Genomic DNA, 19,473 nt, shown 5'->3' on the forward strand with positions numbered 1-19,473 from the left:
GCCTGCGGGGATGGGCCGCAGCCAGTCGTTGCCCCGGGGCGGTGATCCGCGCTTCGGGCCGGACGCCGACGACACCGGCTGCCCGATCCTGCACGTCGACATGGACGCCTTCTTCGCCTCGGTGGAGGTGCGCCGCCGCCCCGAGCTGCGCGGTCAGCCGGTCGTGGTGGGCGGGATCGGTCCGCGCGGGGTGGTCAGCTCGGCCAGCTACGAGGCTCGCCGCTACGGCGTCCGCAGCGCCATGCCCACGGCCCGGGCCCGGGCGCTCTGCCCGCACGCGGTCTACCTGCCACCGGACTTCACGCAATACTCGGCCGCCTCCCGGGCGGTGATGCGGATCTTCCGCGACGTCACCCCGCTGGTCGAGCCGCTCTCCCTGGACGAGGCGTTCCTCGACGTGGCCGGCGCCCGGCGGCTCTTCGGCACCCCCACCGAGATCGCCCGGCTGATCCGCCGCCGGGTCGCCGAGGAGCAGGAGCTGACCTGCTCGGTCGGGGTGGCGCCGAGCAAGTTCGTGGCCAAGCTCGGCTCCACCCGCGCCAAGCCTGACGGCCTGCTCGTGGTGCCCGCCGCCCGGGTGCTGGAGTTCCTGCACCCGCTGCCGGTGGCGGCCCTGTGGGGGGTGGGGGAGCGGTCCGCGGAGGCGCTGCAACGGCTCGGCCTGCGCACCGTGGGCGACCTGGCCGAGGCGCCGCCGGGGCTGCTCCGCCGGGCGGTGGGGGAGGCGTCCGCCGGCCACCTGCACGAGCTGGCCTGGGGGCGGGACCCGCGCCGGGTCTCCCCGGAGCACGTGGAGAAGTCGATCGGCGCGGAGGTCACCTTCGACACCGACGTCACCGACCCGGTGAAGATCCGCCGGGCGCTGCTCGCCCTCGCCGAGAAGGCCGGCGCCCGGCTGCGCGCGGCGGGTCAGGTGGGGCGGACCGTGTCGCTCAAGGTCCGGTTGGCCGACTTCCGCACGGTCAGCCGCTCCCGCACCCTCGGTGTGCCCACCGACACGGCGCGGGAGATGTTCGACACGGCATGGGCGCTCTGGACCGCCCTCGCCCCCGGCGAGCCGGTCCGTCTGGTCGGCGTCCGGATGGAGGGCCTCGCCGCGGCGGAGGAGACGCCGCAGCAGCTCACCCTGGGCGCGCCGGAGCGCGGCTGGCGGGAGGCGGAGGCGGCGGCCGACGCGGCGGCCGCCCGATTCGGGCGGTCCGTCATAGGTCCGGCCAGTCTTCTCGGCAGGCGCGACGTCCGGCGCGACGAAAAACCGACCCGGCCGTAGGTCGTCCCGCTTTCCGACGCGCGAGCCCCCTCGTAGACTTGCGGGTAAGCAGTCGGATGGCTGCCACGGTCTGTCGGCCCGACCGGGCCGACCAACGTGACCGGGGAGGAGTGCCGTGCCGCTCTCGGAGCACGAGCAGCGGCTGTTCGAGCAGATCGAGCGGTCGCTTGCCGAGGACCCCAAATTCGCCTCGGCCGTGCGCGCCAGCGACCCGCGTTTCCACGCGCGGCGTCGCGTGCTCGTCGCTGCCGGCGTGGTCATCGCTGGTCTGGCCCTGTTGATCTACGGTGCCGTGATCAAGACGCCCCCGCTGGCCGTGGCGGGCTTCGTCGTCATGCTGGCCTCGTTGGGCTACGCGGTGCAGTCGCACCGCCGATCCCAGTCGCCCGACCTGCACGTGGTCGGCGGCACGACGAGCCGTCGTCGTCCCCGTGGCCGCAGCGGCCGCCGGGGCTCCTTCCTCGACCGGATGGAGGACCGCTGGCGGCAGCGCCCGGAGGGCCACCGCTGAGCACCTCCCGCCGCTGACCGGCGGGACCAGCGCGACGACCGGTCGCCGACATGTCCGGCGACCGTGGCCGCTTCCGCGCGCCCTGACCCTCCCTGATCCTCGCGCCCACGTCGCGCCCGCGTGCCCACCCCGCGGCCCGCACGTCCCACCGCGGCGTCGATCAAGAAGTTTGCGTCGACGCGGGCTGGCTTTTTGACGCAAACCTCTTGATCAACCCACCTCTGGCGGTGGCGCCAGCGCCCGGCGCCGGGGACGGGACGGGGGTGGGGACCCGGTCCGGCCCGTCGGCGGGGGAGCGCCGGCGGGCGGAACCGGGTCAGCGGGCCGGGCGGCCCGCCAGGAGACGACGCGGGTTCCAGCGCAGCAGTCGCTGCCGCACCTGCCCGGTCGTGGTGACCAGTCGGGTCGAGCGGTCGGTCAGGGCGGTCCGCCAGCGGAGCAGCACCGACGGCGGCAACACGGCGGCCAGCAGCCGGGTACGCCGGTCCGCCCGGGCCGCGAGGGCGCCGCGCACCGACCGCAGGGCCGGGTACAGCTCCTCGCCGGTCAGCGGGTCGCGGGCGTAGCGGGCCCGCTCCTCCGCCCGGCCCAGCAGCCGGACCCCGGTGACCGCCCCGGCGTCCTCGACAAGCGCCTCCCGGGCCAGCCGCTCGGCGGTCGTGCGGGGTGTCTCCGTCCGGTCCACCCGGACGTGGAAGTCGACAAGCGTGTCGATCAGCTCGTCCCAGGCGGCGTGCGCGTCCGCGCGGGCCCGGTCGGCGTCCACGCCGACCACGATCTCGCGCGCCTCGCCCCGCTGCCCGGGCACGGCGGCCAGGGTGGTGGCCGTGGGCACGGTCGCCCGGGCTCGCCGGCGCCGGCGCAGCGCGGAGCGGCGCAGGGCCGGCACCGCGAGCAGCGCGAGCAGGACGACGGCACCGGCCACCCACCACGGCCACACCGGGTTCTGCCGGGTCGGGCCGTTGTCGCCGACGGCCAGGCCCTGGTCGGCGTCCTTGTCGAGGCGGTCCGGGTCCTCCGCGCTGGCCGAGGGGTCGGCCCCGCCAGGGGCGGTGGTGCTCCCGGGCAGGGGGGTGACCTCCTCGGGGGCGTCGGTGTCCGGGGCCCAGGCCGAGCGGACCGACCCCACGACGCTCGCCGCCGGGGTGGCGTCGAACGGCACCCAGCCGATCCCGCCGAAGTAGACCTCGGTCCAGGCGTGCAGGTTCCGGTTGGTCAGCACGTACGCGCCGCCGCCGGAGTTGCTGCCGTTGCTGAAGCCGAACGCCACCCGCGCGGGGATGCCGGCCGACCGGACCAGCCACGCCATCGCGGCGGCGTACTGCTGGCAGAAGCCCACCTTGGTGGCGAGGAAGTCGGTGATGTCGTCCCCGCTGGTGCCGCCCCGGGTGGACAGCGAGTACGTGAACCCGTTCTCCACCGAGAAGTAGTCGTAGATCGCCCGGACCTTGTCGTAGTCGTTCGTGCGGCCCTTGACCAGCTGTTCGACCAGCCGGGTGACGGCCCGGACGGACGGCGTGACGGTCTGCTGCCGCAGCACCGGGTCGTCGGCCGGCAGGGAGGGCGCCGCGCGCAGCGCCGCCGGGCTGAACGTCGAACGGACGTAGTCGAACGAGTAGCGCTTGCCCCGGGAGTTCTCCCGGTTGGAGAAGACGATCTGGAGGTTCGGGTCGTAGAGCCAGTTGCCGCCGACGTCCTCGGTCTTCACCGGCTCGGCGTAGACCGGCAGCAGCGGCATGTTGAGGTTCTTGCTCACCTCGACGCTGGCCCGGTAGCGCTGCTGCTCCACGCCCCGGCCGCCGCGCTCCGCCGGGTCGGGCAGGTTCCGGTTGGCCGGCCGCCCGGTGGGCACCCGCACCCGGAAGCCGTCCGGCCGCAGCTCGTCGGCGACCCCGAAGCGCAGATAGAACGGGGCCGGCTCGTTGGTGGTGACCTTGACCAGCTCGGTCACCTCGGTCTGGTTGAGCTGGCCGCTGAGCGCGGCGAACAGGTCGATCCGGCCGGGGCTGCCGCCCTGGCCCGGCCGCCCGTTGCCGGTGCCCGTGCCGTTGCCGACGGCGCTCATCAGCCCGCCGGTCATCCCGGGCACGACCAGGGGCAGGGCGACCGCGAGGGCCACACCGACCACGGCCAGCCGCCGGCCCGCCGCGGCGAGCGGCGACGCCTCCCAGACGTCGACGTCGCGCCCCTCGCCGGTGAACCGGCGGCCGAACCGGCGTACGCGGTCGACGTTGTCGGTGACCAGCAGCCACAGGTAGCCGCAGGCGCCCACCACGAACGGGGTGGCGGGGACGCTGTCCACGTAGACCGCCACCGGCACCGAGTAGATGGCCAGCATGGGCAGCCCGGCCAGCGCGGGCCGGCGCAGCCCGACGGTGAGCACGTCCACCACGATGGCCACCGCGCCGATGCCCAGCACGGCGAGGAAGAGCAGCGAGTCGACGTCGGGCACCTGCACGCCGTACGAGCGCATGTCGGGCAGCGAGGCGTTCAGCAGGTCGCCGAAGTGGGCGAAGGTGGCCGGGGTGGGCACGAACGCGAAGAACTCGGTGCCACCCGGGAAGACCCAGGTCAGGGCGAGCGTGAGACCGGCCAGCATGGCCAGCACCTGGCCCCACAGCGGCGCCCGGGCCAACCGGCTCAGCGCGGCCGCGCCGGCCACCACGGCCACCACGATGGCCGCCTGGACGAGCCAGGTCCAGCGCTCGAAGATCACCGACAGCGGTGCCGCCGCCAGCAGGGTCGCCGCCGCGGCGACGAAGCCGAGGTTGCGGTGCGCGGTCACGGGTCCACCCTTCCGGTCATCGCACGCCTCCGGCGACCGTCTCGGCCAGCGCCGCCCGCAGCGCGAACCCCTGCGAGCCGCGGGCCGCCTGCGGCCAGAGCACCGGCAGCCGGTTGCCGTGCTCGACACCGATCACCCGCCAGCCGCTCTGCAGCAGGGCGAGCGCGGCGGCGCCGTGCGCGTGCTCCGCCTCGGCCCGCGCCTTCGGCGGCAGGTTCAGCCAGGTGTTGCTGTCGAGCAGGAAGCCCACGCAGGTCGCGCCGCTGGTGCGCAGCCCGGCCAGCAGCTCCGCCTCGGCGGTGCTCAACGTGCCGAGCAGCGCGATGATCAGGCCGCCGTCGGCCCGCTGCCGGACCTGCTGCACCAGCGTTGTCAGCTCGCCGCGCTTGTCGAGGTGCACCTCGGCGAGGTGGTCGAGGAGCACGCCCTCGCCGCCGGCCTCGGTGGCGTCCACGTCCGCGCCGTTGCCGGTGACCAGGCGCAGCTTGTAGCCGGCCTGGCGCAGGTGCACGGCGACGCTGGCGGCGGTGGAGACGGCCCATTCGAAGCTCGCCGTGGGCCCCTCGCCCCGGTGCCCGGCGGCGCGGGTGTCCAGCACCACGGTGGCCCGGCTCTCCCAGGGCTGCTCCTCCCGGCGGACCATGAGCTCGCCGGTGCGGGCCGTCGACTTCCAGTGCACCCGGCGCAGGTCGTCGCCCATCCGGTACTCCCGGGTGGCGGCGTCGTCCTCGCCGTGCACCGCCACCGACCGGGCCCGGCTGTCGCCGCTGCCCGCGTACTCGCCGGGGAGGCGGACCGAGGGCAGTGGGGTGACCTGCGGGATCACCGTGAGGTGGTCGGTGCTGGGGAAGGCCCGGGTCAGCTCGCACAGCCCGAACGGGTCGGTCAGCCGGATCACCAGCGGGCCGACCTCGTAGCGGCCGCGCACGTCGGCGCGGACCGTGTACGCCACCGAGCTGGCCTGGTGGGCGCCGAGGCGCTCCAGCACCACCCGCGGCCGGCTGCCGAGCGCGTAGGGCAGCCGGTCCTCCAGCAGCAGCGTGCCGGTGGGCAGCCGGGACAGGTTCTGCAGCCGCAGCACCACCCGGGAACTCGCCCCGACCGGCACCCGGTGCGGCTCCAGCGACCGGTTGCAGGCGAGCTTGTAGCGGCTGCGCCCGACGTAGGCCGCCGCGAGCAGCGGCAGGATGGCGAGCAGGATGGCCACCCGGAGCAGGTCCTTCTCGCCCAGGATGGCGGCGGAGATCGCGGCGGCGACCGCGGCCGCCAGGAAGGAGCGGCCGCGGGTGGTCAGCCCTCGCAGCCCGTCGCGCACCTCACGGCCTCCGCGGCTCGTACGGCCCGCGACCGTTGCCCGTGCCGCCGGGCCGGGTGTCGTACGGGGAGCGCTTGCGGTCGTGCGGGAGCGGGAGGCGGTGCACCAGCTCGGCGACGATCGCGTCGGTGGTGCGCCGGGCCAGCTGCGCGTCGGCGGTCGGGATGATGCGGTGCGCCAGCACCGGCACCGCGAGGGCCTGGAGGTCGTCCGGGAGGACGTAGTCGCGGCCCTCCAGGGCGGCCACCGCGCGGGCGGTGCGCAGCAGCTGGAGGGTGGCCCGCGGGGACGCGCCGAGCCGCAGGTCGGGCGCCTCGCGGGTGGCGGTCACCAGGTCGATGGCGTACTGCTTGACGGCGTCGGCGACGTGCACCTGCCGGACGTGGCCGATCAGCCGGCGGACGGTGGCCGCGTCGGAGACCGGCCGCAGCTCGTGCAGCGGGTCGGTGGCGCCGTGGCCGTCCAGCATGGCCAGCTCGGCGTTCGGGTCCGGGTAGCCCATCGCGATCCGGGCGGTGAACCGGTCGCGCTGCGCCTCCGGCAGCGGGTAGGTCCCCTCCATCTCGATGGGGTTCTGCGTCGCGACCACCATGAACGGGGTCTGGAGCTGGTAGGTCACGCCGTCGACGGTGACCTGCCGTTCCTCCATGCACTCCAGCAGCGCCGACTGGGTCTTCGGCGAGGCCCGGTTGATCTCGTCGCCGACCACCAGGTTGGCGAAGACCGCGCCGGGGCGGAACTCGAAGTCGTGCGTCTCCTGGTTGTAGACGCTGACGCCGGTGACGTCGCTGGGCAGCAGGTCCGGGGTGAACTGGATCCGGCGCACGGAGCAGTCGATGGACCGCGCCATGGCCTTGGCCAGCTTGGTCTTGCCGACGCCGGGGACGTCCTCGATCAGCAGGTGGCCCTCGGCGAGCAGCACCGCGAGGGCGAGCCGGACGGTGGCCGTCTTGCCCTCGATGACCTGCTCGATGTTGGCCACGATGGCCTCACTGGCGGCGCGGAACTCGTCGTGCGGCAGCAGACCGCCCACCTCGTCCCAGGTCTGTTGTGTCACGGGCCTCCTCCTCGTCGCCGGACGGCAGCTCTGTATAGAGCACCTGGACCCGCCGTTGGGTTCGCGACGCCGAGCCTCGTCTGCCGCAAAAATCTCACTGGCCTCTCAGGCTAACCATGTTTCTCGTTGTCGCCGACCCCCGCAGGCGGTCGGCCGGTTACGCCCGGAATATTCGCCGGACCGGGGGACGCGTGACCGGCTCGCCGGCGGGTAGCCGGGTCCCGGTTCCTGTCGCGAGGGCGGCGGGGCGGGGAGGTGAGCGGGTGCGAGGGGATCGGGAGATCTACGGCGACACCGGTGACGGTGGGGTCCGGCTCGGCGCCGGCGCCGCCCGCTGGCACCTGTACGACGACCACGTACACCTCACGCCGCACCACACCGGCGGTCGGCTGGCGCGCTTCGACGCCGAGCTGCTGCCCTTCGTCGAGGACCTGGACGCCTGCGCCCTGGCCGTCATCGACATGCAGAACGACTTCTGCGCGCCGGGCGGCTGGACCGACCGGTCGGGGCTGGACCACACCGGCTGCCGGGCGGCCATTCCTGGTGCGGTCCGGGCGGTGGAGGCGGCCCGCCGGCACGGCATGCCGGTCATCTGGATCTACTGGCACAACCGGACCGACCTGCGCAACCTGGGCGCCCCGACGCTCTGGTCCTTCAAGCACCGGACGGACCAGGCCGGCATCGGCGAGGAACTGGACCGCGGCCGGGTGCTCATCGAGGGCTCCTGGGGCGCCGCGCTGGTGGACGAGCTGGCGGCGCTTGTCGGCCCGGACGACGTCCACGTCGAGAAGTTCCGGATGAACGGGTTCCACGGCACCCAGCTCGACCAGGTGCTGCGGACCCAGGGGCTGCGGACGCTCTTCCTGGCCGGGGTCAACGTCGACCAGTGCGTGAGCACCACCATGGAGGACGCCTACTTCCGGGACTACGCGGCGGTGCTGCTGACCGACGCCACGGCGACCTCCAGCCCGGACTACTGCAAGGAGGCGGTGATCTTCAACGCCAAGCAGTGCTGGGGGTTCGTCACCGACAGCGGGCGGTTCGCCCAGCCCGCGCCGTACCCGTCGAGGTGACCCGCCGGGCCGCGCCGTCCCACCTGCCGGGCAACGGGCGCGAGGCGTGACCGGCCGGCGGGGTACACTGCCGGTCATGGCCGGAGTCTTCCTGCTTCTTACCGAGCCGTGCTGATGCGCTGAGCGCGCGACAGCACGGCGGCCCCTCCTGCGCGAGGGGCTTTTTTGTGCCCGCAGCAGACCTCCCATATCCGACATGACCCGCGCCGAGGAGACGCCATGAGTGAGGCAGCCGCACCGGCGACCGACATCCCCCCGTTCCGGTACACCGCCGCCCTGGCCGAGGAGATCGAGCACCGCTGGCAGGACACCTGGGAGCGGGAGGGCACCTTCCACGCGCCGAACCCGGCCGGTCCGCTGGCCGACCCGGACCACCCGCGGGCGGGCGCCGAGAAGCTGTACGTGCTGGACATGTTCCCCTACCCGTCCGGCGCCGGCCTGCACGTCGGCCACCCGCTGGGCTACATCGGCACCGACTGCTACGCCCGCTACCAGCGGATGGCGGGGCGCAACGTGCTGCACGCGATGGGCTTCGACGCGTTCGGCCTGCCCGCCGAGCAGTACGCGGTGCAGACCGGCACCCACCCGCGGACCACCACCGAGGCCAACATCGAGCGGTACAAGGCGCAGCTGCGCCGGCTGGGGCTGGGCCACGACGAGCGGCGCTCGGTCGCCACCATCGAGACCGACTTCTACCGCTGGACCCAGTGGATCTTCCTGCAGATCTTCAACTCCTGGTACGACGCGGACGCGCGCAAGGCCCGTCCGGTCGCCGAGCTGATCGCCGAGTTCGAGGGGGGCACCCGCCCGACCCCGGACGGCCGGCCGTGGGCCGAGCTGACCGTGGGCGAGCGGCGGAGGATCGTCGACGACCACCGGCTGGCGTACGTGTCGGAGGCGCCGGTGAACTGGTGCCCGGGGCTGGGCACCGTGCTGGCCAACGAGGAGGTCACCGCCGACGGCCGCTCCGAGCGGGGCAACTTCCCGGTCTTCAAGCGGAACCTGAAGCAGTGGATGATGCGGATCACCGCGTACGGTGACCGGCTGCTGGAGGACCTGGACACGCTGGACTGGCCGGAGCCGATCAAGCTGCAGCAGCGCAACTGGATCGGCCGGTCGACCGGCGCGCACATCGAGTTCCCGACCGAGCGCGGCCCGGTCCGGGTGTTCACGACCCGGCCGGACACCGTCTTCGGCGCCACCTACATGGTGCTGGCGCCCGAGCACGAGCTGGTCGACGTGCTGGTGCCGGCCGCCTGGCCGGAGGGAACGAAGGACGCCTGGACCGGCGGGCACGCCAGCCCGCGGGCCGCCGTCGAGGCGTACCGGAAGGTCGCCGCGGCCAAGACGGACGTGGAGCGGCAGGCGGAGACCAAGGAGAAGACCGGCGTCTTCGTCGGCGCCTGGGCGACCAACCCGGTCACCGGCGGGCAGGTCCCGATCTTCATCGCCGACTACGTGCTGGCCGGCTACGGCACCGGCGCGATCATGGCGGTGCCCGCGCAGGACGAGCGGGACTGGGACTTCGCCGAGGTCTTCGACCTGCCGATCGTGCGCACCGTGCAGCCGGCGGAGGGCTTCGCGGGCAAGGCGTGGACCGGGGACGGCCCGGCCATCAACAGCGCGGCGCCCGAGCGCGGTCTGGACCTGAACGGCCTGGGGGTGGCCGACGCCAAGGCGCGGATCATCGAGTGGCTGGAGGCCAACGGGCACGGCGCCGGCGCGGTCACCTGGCGGCTGCGGGACTGGCTGTTCTCCCGCCAGCGCTACTGGGGCGAGCCCTTCCCGATCGTCTACGACGAGACCGGCGCGCCGATCGCGCTGCCCGAGTCGATGCTGCCGGTCGAGCTGCCCGAGGTCGAGGACTTCTCGCCGAAGACCTTCGACCCGGAGGACGCCGGCAGCAACCCGGAGACCCCGCTGTCCCGGCGGCGCGACTGGGTGGAGGTGGAGCTGGACCTGGGTGACGGGCCGAAGCGCTACACCCGGGAGACCAACGTGATGCCGCAGTGGGCCGGTTCCTGCTGGTACGAGCTGCGCTACCTGGACCCGACCGACTCGGCGCGTTTCGCCGAGCCGGAGAACGAGGCGTACTGGATGGGCCCGCGCGCGGCCGGCGACTGCGGGGGCACCGACCTGTACGTCGGCGGCGCCGAGCACGCCGTGCTGCACCTGCTGTACGCCCGCTTCTGGCACAAGGTGCTGTACGACCTGGGCCACGTCTCCTCGTTCGAGCCGTTCCGCCGGCTGTTCAACCAGGGCATGATCCAGGCGTACGCGTTCACCGACCCGCGTGGCGCCTACGTGCCCGCCGAGGAGGTCGTCGAGGTCGACGGCCGGTGGTTCCACGGCGACACCGAGGTCACGCGCGAGTACGGCAAGATGGGCAAGTCCCTGAAGAACGTCGTCACCCCGGACGACATGTGCGCGGCGTACGGCGCGGACACCTTCCGGGTCTACGAGATGTCGATGGGCCCGCTGGAGGTGTCCCGCCCGTGGGAGACCCGGGCGGTGGTCGGCTCGTACCGGTTCCTGCAGCGGGTCTGGCGGGCGGTCGTCGACGAGCAGACCGGCGCGCTGCGGGTCACCGACGCGCCGGCCGACGAGGCCACCCGGCGGCTGCTGCACAAGGTGATCGACGGGGTCCGCGCGGACATGGAGGGGATCCGGTTCAACACCGCGATCGCCAAGCTGATCGAGCTGACCAACGGCCTGACCCGGCTGGCGGAGACCCCGCGCGAGGTGGCCGAGCCGCTGGTGCTGATGGTGGCGCCGTTCGCCCCGCACATCGCCGAGGAGCTGTGGCGGCGGCTGGGCCACGACACCTCGCTGGCGTACGCGGACTTCCCGACCGCCGATCCGGCGCTGCTGGTCGCCGAGACGGTGACCTACCCGGTGCAGGTCAACGGCAAGGTCCGGGGCCGGGTCGAGGTGGCCGCCGACGCGTCCGAGGACGACGTCCGGTCGGCCGCGCTGGAGGCCGTCGCCGGCGCGCTGGCCGGCAAGGAGCCGCGCAAGGTCATCGTGGTGAAGGGCCGGATGGTCTCGGTCGTCGCCTGACCACGACCGCTCACTGAGGCGCGTCCCCGGCCCGGGGGCGCGCCTCAGCGGTCGTGCAGCGCCGCCTCGACCGTCGGGCGGTGCCGCAGCAGCCACCCGTGCCAGGCGCGTACCGCGTCGACGGCGCCCGCCGCGCGGAGCCGGCGCATGCCCGGCTCGTCCCGGTCGGCGCCGGCGTCGATGCCCCGCCAGGTGCCGTCGAGCTGGTCGAGCATGACGGCGACCAGCTCGCCCCGGGGCAGGGACACCCCGGAGCCGGCCGCCTCGTAGGCGTCGCAGAGCAGCCGGCAGCGCCGGGCCAGCTCGGCCGGGTCGGCGTCCCCGCCCAGCGCGGCCCAGTGCCAGCCCGCGAACGCCACGTCCTCGATCCGGCGGCCCGGCGCGGCCAGGTCCCAGTCCAGGAAGGCCACCGGGACCGGCCCGGCCGGCGAGTCCCGGTAGACCGTGTTCTTCGGCGACAGGTCCCGGTGGCAGACCGTCTCCGCGTCGCCGGCCAGGTCGGTGCCGGCGCAGGCGTCGTGCAGCGCCCGGATGAGGCCGGCCAGCCGGGTGAGCGCGGGGTCGGCGAAGAAGGCCCGATCCTCCCGGTCCCGCCAGGGCACCCGCCCGTCGACGTGGGTCAGCACCTGCCGGCCCCGTTCGTCGACGCCGAGGTAGCCGGGTGCCAGACCCGGCGCGGCGGCGGCCAGGTGTCGCAGCAGCGCCGCTCCGAACTCCGCGCGGGCCGGGGGAGTGCGGCGTACCGTGTCGCCGATCCGGACCACCTCGGTGACGAAGCCGCCGGGCAGCCGTTCCTCCGCGGCGGCCATCTCAGCTCGGGCCCAGCCGGCGCTGCCGCTCCGCGCGCCACCAGCGGTGGATGATGAGCACGCTGGCGATCAGGCCGAGGCTGGCCGGGGCGGCCGCGTACCAGTTGATCGAGCCGGGGGAGCTGACCGCCGCGCCGATGGCCGCGTAGCCGATCGCGGTGGGGGCGGAGGCGATCACGCTGCCGGCCAGGAACGGCAGCACGCGCGCCCCGGTGGTGCCGTAGCCGTAGCTGACCAGCCCGAACCCGGCGATCGGCAGCAGCCGGACGGTGATCACGCCGAGCACGCTCTGCCGGGCGAACCAGCCGTCCAGCCGGGCCAGCCGGCCGCGGACCCGCTCGGCGACGAACTGCCGGCCGAGCAGGCGCCCGACCGCGAAGCCGATGGCCGCCGCGAGCAGCGCCGCGCCGAGGGCGTACGCGGCCCCCTGCGCCGGGCCGAAGATCGCGCCGGCGGCCAGCGTGACGAAGGTGCGCGGCACCAGCGCCACGAGCAGCAGCGCGCCGCCCACCACGGCGACGGCCGGGGCGTACCCGCCGAGCGAGTGCGCCAGCCGGGGCAGGTCGCGCGGGTCCGGGTGGGGGACCAGCAGCAGCGTGACGCCGAACCCGGCGAGCAGCAGGAGCAGCAGCGCGAACCGGCGCGCCGACGGCTGCCGGAGCAACCGGGCGAACCGGCGGGATCCTCGCCGCCACGGTCGGGCGGCGCCGGTCATGCCCTCGCGGCGGCGGCCACGGCGGTGCGGCGCTCGGACCGGAGCCGGTCGGCCCAGGTGTCGTCGAGCGGGGGGAGCTGGTGGACGCCGGTCGCCCAGCGCAGCAGGAGGTCGGCCAGGGCGGGGTTGCGGGCCAGCGCCGGACCGTGCGAGTAGGTGCCGAGCAGCTTGCCCCGCCAGGCGCCCTCGGTGGTCCCGTCGTTGCCGACCCCGGTGGTCACCCGGGCCACCGGCGACACGCCGGGGCCGAGGTGGGTCCGCCCGCCGTGGTTCTCGAACCCGGTCAGGTACGGGATGCCCAGCCGCGGGTCGACCTCGCCGGCCAGCTCGCCGACCGCCCGGGTGGGACCCCGGTCGGAGGAGATGTCCAGCAGCTCCAGGCCGGTGCAGCGGGTGCCCTTGGCGAAGAAGGAGGTGCCGAGCAGCTGGTAGCCGGCGCAGACGCCGAACACCACCGAGCCCTGGGCCACGGCCCGGTGCAGGCCGCCGTCGGCGATCAGGCGCTGGGCGCCCAGCGCCTGCGGGCCGTCCTCGCCGCCGCCGATGAGGTAGATGTCGGCGGTGGCGGGCAGCCGCTGGTCGGAGCGGACCTCCAGCACCTCGACCGGCATGCCGCGCAGTTGGGCGCGGCGGGCCAGGATCAGCGCGTTGCCCCGGTCGCCGTAGGTGGACAGCAGGTCCGGGTAGATCCAGACGATGCGCAGGCTCTCAGTTGACACGGTCCAGCTCCGCTCGGATGTCCTGGAAGGCGGTGTAGTTGGCGATGACCTCCAGCCGGCCCGGCGGCACGGCCCGGACCGCGTCGTCGAAGCTCCGCACGTGCTGGAACGGCACGCCGTTGACGTCGAGCCGGACGGCGAGGTCGTACGCCCGGTCGCCGGTGATCAGCACCTGCCGCCCGCGCAGCGGGGAGAAGTCGACGTCGAAGAGCCAGGAGGTGTCCAGCCCGTCGGGGTCGCGCGCGTTGATGGAGAGCAGTGTGGGCGCGACGTCGGCCATGTCGAACGCCTCCAGCCAGCTCGCCGGGTTCTTGGCCAGCAGCAGCCGGATGTTGCGCCCGTCCCGGTCGACCTGCGCGTAGCGGCCGGCCACCGAGGTGACCGTGCCGAGCCGGGAGACGGCGTCCACGGGGCGTACCCCGAACTCGGCGGCGACGGCCAGGGCGGTGGCCGCGTTGCCGAGGTTGACCTTGCCGGGGAGCTGGAGCTGCACCTTGTGCCAGGCGCCGGTGGGGTCGAGCACGCCGTCGTCCTCGACCGTCCACTGCGGCTGGGGGCGGCGCAGCGGGCAGCCGGTGCACCACCACTGCTCGCCTGAGCGCTGGATGGTGGAGCCGCACTCGGGGCAGACCCAGGAGTCGTCGTGCCAGCGCTGGCCGGCGCTGAACCAGGTGACCTGCGGCGGGACGTGGCCGCGGGACGGGTCGGCGGGCGGGGTGGCGGCCCAGACCACCATGGGGTCGTCGGCGTTGGCGACCACCCGCAGGTCGGGGTGCCGGACCAGCGCGGCGCGCCAGAGCTGCGCCATCATGGCGACCTCCTTGGCCCGGTCGAGCTGGTCGCGGGAGAGGTTGAGCAGTGCCACCACGTGCGGCTCGGTGGCCTCCAGCACCTGGGCGAGGTAGTGCTCGTCCACCTCCAGCACCGCGTAGGGGGTGCTGCCGGCCTTGGCCAGCGCCGAGGTGTGCCCGGTGGGCATGTTGGCGCCGAAGGAGTTGGTGGCGACCCGGCCGAGCACCCCGACGGCGGCGGTGGTGAGCCGGGTGGTGGTGGTCTTGCCGTTGGTGCCGGACACCAGGGCGATGGCACGGCCGGCCGAGAGGTGCGCCAGCAGGTCCGGGTCGATCTTGAGGCCGATCCAGCCGCCGATCACCGAGCCGTCGCCACGGCCCGCGGCCCGCGACAGCGCCGCGGCGGTCCGCGACACGGAGCTGGCCACCTTTGCCCGCAGGGGCATCTTCGCGTCCGTCACCCGAGCGAGGTTACCGGACCACCGGGCCCACCAGATCGCCGCCGACGGCGATCCGTTCGGCCGGGGACTGCCGGCGGACGGTCAGCACGGGTTCGGCCGGACGGAGTCGATCTATGTCGGGAAGCGGACCGCCGGCGGGGCGCGCCGCACCCCTCCACTCCGCCCCACCCCCGTTGACGTGCTGTTTTGCGCGTGGAAACGCCACGCCGAGCGGGCGTTTCCGGTTGCAGGTGGAGGGAAGTGGAGTAGAGTGGGGCGCGATGGTGAGGCCGGGAGGGCCGCACCGGCCCGGGGGGTCAGCGGCGCCGCGAACGCCGCTCAGGGCGAGGGGGTTGGGCCGATGTTCCTCGGCACCCACACTCCGCGCCTGGACGACAAAGGCCGGTTGATCCTTCCGGCGAAGTTCCGGGACGAGCTGGCGGGGGGTGTCGTGATCACCAAAGGGCAGGAGCGCTGCCTCTACGTCTTCCCGATGCCCGAGTTCCAGCGGATCGCCGACCAGTTGCGCGCGCAGCCGATGACGAGCAAGGCGGCCCGGGCCTACAGCCGGGTCTTCTTCGCCAGCGCGCACGACGAGGTGCCGGACAAGCAAGGACGGGTCACCATCCCCGGGCACCTCCGGTCGTACGCCGCTCTCGACCGCGACCTGGTCGTGATCGGGGCGAGCACCCGGGTGGAGATCTGGGACAGGGCGGCCTGGGAGGCCTACCTCGCGGAGAGCGAAGACGACTTCGCCGACATCGAGGAGGGGGTGCTGCCCGGCGGTCTGTAGGGCGTGACGGCGCCCGACGTACTGCGAGATCTCCAGCCGCTTTCGAGTTCCTGGCACCCCTTCCCCGGTGCCAGGCGCACGATCCGATACGGAGGGCCGCGGCCTCCGGCGGGCGGGGAGCGGATGGGGATCTGGCGGTATGGCGAGGCGTCGTGGCGACGACGGACACAGGGACGGACACGGGTTTCAACAAGTGGGGGTCGAGATGGGGGAGCTACGCGGCACGCACGTGCCGGTGCTGCTCGAGCGGTGTCTCGAGTTGCTGGCCCCCGCACTGGGCCGGCCCGGCCGCACCGTCCACGTCGACGCCACGCTCGGCCTGGCCGGGCACGCCGAGGCGGTGCTCGAGGCGCACCCGGACACCGTGCTGATCGGCCTGGACCGGGACACCGAGGCCCTCGCCCACGCGCGGGTCCGGCTGGCCCGGTTCGCCGACCGGATCCACCTGGAGCACGCCGTCTACGACGAGTTGCCCGAGGTGCTCGACCGGCTCGGCTACCCGGCGATCGACGGGATCCTGTTCGACCTCGGCGTCTCGTCCCTGCAACTGGACGCGCCCGACCGCGGGTTCGCGTACGCGCAGGACGCGCCGCTGGACATGCGGATGGACCAGACCCGGGGGGTGACCGCCGAGGAGGTGGTCAACACCTACTCCCACCCGGACCTGGCCCGGGTGCTGCGGGTGTACGGCGAGGAGAAGTTCGCCGGGAAGATCGCCTCGGCGATCATCCGCGAGCGCGAGCGCGCGCCGATCACGTCGTCGGCGCGACTGGCCGAGCTGGTCCGGGAGAGCATTCCGGCACCAGCCCGACGAACCGGGGGACACCCGGCAAAGAGAACGTTTCAGGCTTTACGGATCGAGGTAAACAGGGAGCTGGCAGCGCTGGAGACGGCGCTGCCGGCCGCTCTGGACAAGCTCACCGTGGGCGGCCGCATGGTGGTCCTGTCCTACCACTCGCTGGAGGACCGGCTCACCAAGCAGGCGCTCGCCGACCGGGTCCGCAGCAAGGGCCCGGTCGACCTCCCGGTCGAACTGCCCGGGTCGGGTCCGACGTTCCGGCTGCTCAGCCGGGGCGCGGAGCTGCCCGGGGAGGCCGAGGTCGCCGCGAACCCGCGCGCCGCCTCGGTGCGGCTGCGGGCCGCGGAACGGCTCGACCCGGAGGCGGCCCGGCAGGGGCGTACCGACCGCGAACGGTACCGCCGCCGGGTGAAGGCGATGCACCAACCGGGGACGGGGTCACCGGGGTCCGGCAAGGACCCGCGGTCGGCGCCGGGGGACGGGAACGGGACGGACGAAGAGGGGGAGGGGACATGAACGTCAACCAGCGCGACGGCCGGGACACCGGCATCGGGCAGCGCGCACCGCGGTCGGGGGGCCGGACCGCGGCGCAGCGTGCCCCGCGCACCACGTCGACGGTGGCGGCCGACCGGCCCGACCGCCGGGGGGAGGCTCGCGCCCGGGGGGCGCGCGAGTTCCCCGTCCAGGGCAGCGCCGCTCTGCGGCCGGCCGAGCGCACGAAGGCCACCGGCGGGACCTCGCCGCGGCTGCGGGTCGCCCCGCCGCCGCCGGTCCGCGTGCCGCGGGCGCCGTTCGTCGGGCTCATCCTGGTGCTGGTGGTCGGCGGGGTGCTCGGCATCCTGGCGGTCAACACGAAGATCAACGAGAACGCGTTCAAGCTGGAGAAGCTCCAGCAGCAGCAGGCCAAGCTCGACGTGGACCAGCAGCAGCTGGAGAAGGAGATCGCCGACCAGAAGGCGCCGGGCAACCTGACCGCCAACGCCCGCAAGCTGGGCCTGGTCGACTCCGACGAGCTGGCCTACATCCGGCTTCCGGACGGGAAGGTGATCGGCGTCCCGCACCCCGTGGAGGGCGCGCCGGCGATCACCAGCCAGCAGGGCAACGGGGGCTGAGCAGTGCCGCCGAGATCGGAGGAACCGCGCCGGGACGCCACGGGCTCCCGGCGCGGCTCGTCGCGGGGCACCGAGCACCGGGAGCCGGGCGTCGGCGGGATCTCCGACGCCCGGGCGTACACGCCGCGGGGCCGGACCATCCGGGAGGGCGGCGGCGCGGCTCGGACGGGTGGCGGCGCCGAGCAGCGGCGTACCCCGCGCAGCAGCCGCTCCGGCGACCCGTTCCGCCCGGCCCTGCAGGTGCTCGACGGCGGCCGGACCGGGGCGACCCGCGCCGGCCGCCGGGAGACCGCCGCCGGCGGCCGGGCCGGCGTGGTGCGGACCGTGTCCGCCAAGCCGGTGCGCGAGCCGTTCGACGACGACGAGGAACCGGCGCCGCGACGCCGGCCCGGGCCGCGCCGCCCCGCACGGCAGGCCGCCGCCCGGAGGCCGGTCCGCAAGCCGCGCCGCCCGCCCAAGCTCGCCGACCCGCGCCGCCGGCTGCGCCTCGGCACGCTGCTCGTGCTGGCGCTCTTCACCACCATCGGCATCCGGCTGGTCTTCCTCCAGACCGTGAGCACCCCGGCGTACGCCGACGGCGGGCTCGCCAGCCGGCTCGCCGTGGTCGAGCTGCCCGCGCCACGCGGGGCGATCTACGACCGCACCGGCGCCCCGCTGGCGCACAGCGTCGAGGCGCGGTACGTCTTCGCCGACCCGACGCTGGTCAAGAACCCGACCGCCACCGCCAGGCTGCTCTCCCCGTTGCTGGGGATCCCGGTCTCCGAACTGGCCGACCGGATGAAGCCGCGCATCCTGCCCGGCACCACCACCCCGTCCCGCTTCGTCTACCTCGCCCGCGGGGTCGAGATCGCCAAGGCCAAGCAGATCATGGCCCTCGACCTGGCCGGCGTCGGCGTGCACCGGGACGAGAAGCGCGAGGTGCCCGGCGGCGACCTGGCCGCCAACCTCATCGGGTTCGTCAGCCAGGACATGAACGGCCTCGAGGGGCTGGAGGCGAAGTACGACGACATGCTGGAGGGCAAGGCCGGCCGGAAGCGGTACGAGGTGGGCCAGGGCGACCTGGCCGCGCCGATCCCCGGCGGCTACAGCCAGACCACCCCGGCCCAACCGGGCAGCTCCCTGGAGCTGACGATCGACCGCGACCTCCAGTTCAAGACGCAGCGGATCCTCTCCGACGGGATGGCCCGCACCCGGGGCAGCGTCGGCGCCGCGGTCGTCATCGAGGTCGGCACCGGTGACGTGCTGGCCCAGGCCAGCTTCCCCACCTACAACGCGGCCGACCCCACCAAGGTCAACTCCCCGGCCGACCGGGAGGACGCAGCCACCAGCTTCATCGTCGACCCGGGCTCGATCCACAAGGCGATCACCTACGGCGCCGCCCTCCAGGAGGGCGTGATCACGCCGGACACCGCCTTCCCGGTGGCCAACACCATCACCAAGGGCGACACCACCTTCCGGGACACCCACCCGGCCAACGGTCAGAAGATGAGCATCCCGGGGATGCTCGCCTTCTCGTCCAACGTCGGCACCATCGAGATCGCCGACAAGCTCGGCCCCGACCGGCTGATCGACTACCAGAAGCGGTTCGGGCTGGGCCAGCCCACCGGCGAGGGCATGCCGGGGGAGGCCGGGGGCCGGCTGCTCCCGGCCGACCAGTGGAGCGACTCGTCGTACGGGTCGGTGCCGATCGGGCACAGCGTGGACGCCACCCCGTTGCAGATGGCCGCCGCGTACGCCGCCATCGCCAACGACGGCAGATACGTCCAGCCGCACCTGATCAGGAACGTGATCGCGCCGGACGGGAAGAAGACGCCCGGGGCCGCCCCGGTCACCCGGTCGGTGCTCAGCCCGGCCAACGCGGCCGCGCTGCGCCGCATGCTGGAGGCGGTCACCACCGTCGACGGCCCGGACGGGCGGGCCACCGGCCTGGCCGCCGCGGTGCCCGGCTACCGGGTGGCCGGCAAGACCGGCACCGGCCTGCGCTACGACAACGGCAAGCTCCAGCCCGGGGAGGTCGGCTCGTTCATCGGGATGGCCCCGGCGGAGAAGCCGCGGTACGTCGTGGCGGTCTTCGTGTGGAGCCCCGGCGGCGAGGGCGGCGCGGTGGCCGCCCCGGCCTTCCGGGAGATCATGGGCTTCACCCTCCGGCACTACCGGGTGCCGCCCTCGGCGACCGACAAGTCCCCGAAGTTCGAGGTCTTTCCGCACTGAGCGGGCACGGCGG

15 protein-coding genes are annotated in these 19,473 nt (G+C 74.3%); 8 read left to right on the plus strand and 7 right to left on the minus strand.

Annotated elements, in window-relative coordinates:
• The first annotated feature begins 10 nt into the window (after positions 1-10).
• Both GA0070603_RS28645 and GA0070603_RS28650 read left to right on the plus strand, forming a co-directional pair.
• Positions 11-1,270, plus strand: coding sequence for a DNA polymerase IV (locus tag GA0070603_RS28645; protein WP_091320290.1), 1,260 nt, complete (start codon positions 11-13; stop codon positions 1,268-1,270).
• A gap of 115 nt (positions 1,271-1,385) precedes the next feature.
• Positions 1,386-1,781 carry an SCO2097 family morphological protein gene (locus GA0070603_RS28650; protein ID WP_091268111.1) on the plus strand — a complete coding sequence of 132 codons (396 nt, stop codon included), beginning with the start codon at positions 1,386-1,388 and terminating at the stop codon, positions 1,779-1,781.
• Positions 1,782-2,097: 316 nt separating this feature from the next.
• Here GA0070603_RS28650 and GA0070603_RS28655 read toward each other — a convergent pair whose 3' ends face one another.
• The 3 genes from GA0070603_RS28655 to GA0070603_RS28665 are packed head-to-tail and all read right to left on the minus strand — an operon-like array spanning position 2,098 to position 6,938.
• Positions 2,098-4,566: a transglutaminase TgpA family protein gene (locus GA0070603_RS28655; protein ID WP_091320294.1), complete on the minus strand. Its 2,469-nt coding sequence runs from the start codon at positions 4,564-4,566 to the stop codon at positions 2,098-2,100.
• Between the two features lie 16 nt (positions 4,567-4,582).
• Complete coding sequence (locus GA0070603_RS28660; RefSeq protein WP_091320297.1) at positions 4,583-5,881, minus strand: DUF58 domain-containing protein; 1,299 nt, start codon at positions 5,879-5,881, stop codon at positions 4,583-4,585.
• Position 5,882: 1 nt separating this feature from the next.
• Positions 5,883-6,938 (minus strand): AAA family ATPase, encoded by a 1,056-nt coding sequence (locus tag GA0070603_RS28665; RefSeq protein ID WP_091320301.1) that lies wholly within the window; start codon positions 6,936-6,938, stop codon positions 5,883-5,885.
• A gap of 263 nt (positions 6,939-7,201) precedes the next feature.
• On the opposite strand from GA0070603_RS28665, the gene GA0070603_RS28670 reads away from it, so the two are divergent.
• Positions 7,202-8,011 (plus strand): cysteine hydrolase family protein, encoded by an 810-nt coding sequence (locus GA0070603_RS28670; protein ID WP_208862959.1) that lies wholly within the window; start codon positions 7,202-7,204, stop codon positions 8,009-8,011.
• Between the two features lie 219 nt (positions 8,012-8,230).
• Positions 8,231-11,071: a leucine--tRNA ligase gene (gene leuS / locus GA0070603_RS28675; RefSeq protein WP_091320308.1), complete on the plus strand. Its 2,841-nt coding sequence runs from the start codon at positions 8,231-8,233 to the stop codon at positions 11,069-11,071.
• Between the two features lie 44 nt (positions 11,072-11,115).
• Here leuS and GA0070603_RS28680 read toward each other — a convergent pair whose 3' ends face one another.
• Genes GA0070603_RS28680 through GA0070603_RS28695 form a run of 4 tightly spaced genes read right to left on the minus strand, consistent with a single transcriptional unit; the run spans position 11,116 to position 14,551 of the window.
• Positions 11,116-11,880 carry a phosphotransferase gene (locus GA0070603_RS28680; protein ID WP_091320311.1) on the minus strand — a complete coding sequence of 255 codons (765 nt, stop codon included), beginning with the start codon at positions 11,878-11,880 and terminating at the stop codon, positions 11,116-11,118.
• Position 11,881: 1 nt separating this feature from the next.
• Positions 11,882-12,595, minus strand: coding sequence for a TVP38/TMEM64 family protein (locus GA0070603_RS28685; RefSeq protein WP_091320315.1), 714 nt, complete (start codon positions 12,593-12,595; stop codon positions 11,882-11,884).
• Complete coding sequence (locus GA0070603_RS28690; RefSeq protein WP_091320318.1) at positions 12,592-13,314, minus strand: type 1 glutamine amidotransferase; 723 nt, start codon at positions 13,312-13,314, stop codon at positions 12,592-12,594. Before GA0070603_RS28690 ends, GA0070603_RS28685 begins: the two co-directional genes overlap by 4 nt.
• Positions 13,304-14,551, minus strand: coding sequence for a MurT ligase domain-containing protein (locus GA0070603_RS28695; protein WP_091320322.1), 1,248 nt, complete (start codon positions 14,549-14,551; stop codon positions 13,304-13,306). Before GA0070603_RS28695 ends, GA0070603_RS28690 begins: the two co-directional genes overlap by 11 nt.
• Positions 14,552-14,906: 355 nt before the next feature.
• Here GA0070603_RS28695 and mraZ point away from each other — a divergent pair, with 355 nt between their 5' ends.
• The 4 genes from mraZ to GA0070603_RS28715 all read left to right on the plus strand — a co-directional run bounded on the left by mraZ (position 14,907) and on the right by GA0070603_RS28715 (position 19,460).
• Positions 14,907-15,338 (plus strand): division/cell wall cluster transcriptional repressor MraZ, encoded by a 432-nt coding sequence (gene mraZ / locus GA0070603_RS28700; protein WP_073831045.1) that lies wholly within the window; start codon positions 14,907-14,909, stop codon positions 15,336-15,338.
• A gap of 205 nt (positions 15,339-15,543) precedes the next feature.
• A complete protein-coding gene (gene rsmH, locus GA0070603_RS28705; RefSeq protein WP_091322406.1) occupies positions 15,544-16,653 on the plus strand; it encodes a 16S rRNA (cytosine(1402)-N(4))-methyltransferase RsmH in 1,110 nt (369 codons plus the stop codon).
• Positions 16,650-17,249, plus strand: coding sequence for a cell division protein FtsL (ftsL, locus tag GA0070603_RS28710; protein WP_091320325.1), 600 nt, complete (start codon positions 16,650-16,652; stop codon positions 17,247-17,249). The genes rsmH and ftsL overlap by 4 nt, the downstream gene beginning before the upstream one ends.
• A gap of 3 nt (positions 17,250-17,252) precedes the next feature.
• Complete coding sequence (locus GA0070603_RS28715; RefSeq protein WP_091320329.1) at positions 17,253-19,460, plus strand: peptidoglycan D,D-transpeptidase FtsI family protein; 2,208 nt, start codon at positions 17,253-17,255, stop codon at positions 19,458-19,460.
• Positions 19,461-19,473 lie beyond the last annotated feature (13 nt).

The organism is Micromonospora chersina, assembly GCF_900091475.1.
GTDB classification, from domain to species: domain Bacteria; phylum Actinomycetota; class Actinomycetes; order Mycobacteriales; family Micromonosporaceae; genus Micromonospora; species Micromonospora chersina.